This is a genomic window from Lysinibacillus sp. RU7 (genome assembly GCF_057837305.1).
In genome coordinates, this window is the sequence record NZ_JBYQFK010000360.1 from 1 (window position 1) to 229 (window position 229).

The 229-nt window shown below is 67.2% G+C and carries 1 protein-coding gene; it reads left to right on the top strand.

Annotated features, from left to right (window positions below; translation table 11 throughout):
• Positions 1-229 (top strand): phospholipase domain-containing protein (locus AC3II9_RS22725; protein ID WP_489159064.1); only part of this gene is annotated, 229 nt, incomplete at both ends.

The following is a 229-nucleotide window of genomic DNA, read 5'->3' on the forward strand; positions in this document are numbered from 1 at the left end:
CGAGCGCGCCGGAAATCCGCGTGTGCTACGACGTGGCCAACGCTGAGGTCTACGTGACGATGATGAACACCGGCACCGCCGGCTGCACGTCCACCGTCCCGCCGCACGCGTACCGAAATGACGGCCCATGGACGTTCGACATTCCGGCCGGCAAGCAGCTCGACCAGCACTGGCCGATCGCGCGCCAGGGCAACTGGTACGACTTCACGGTGACGGTGCCGCAAGGCGG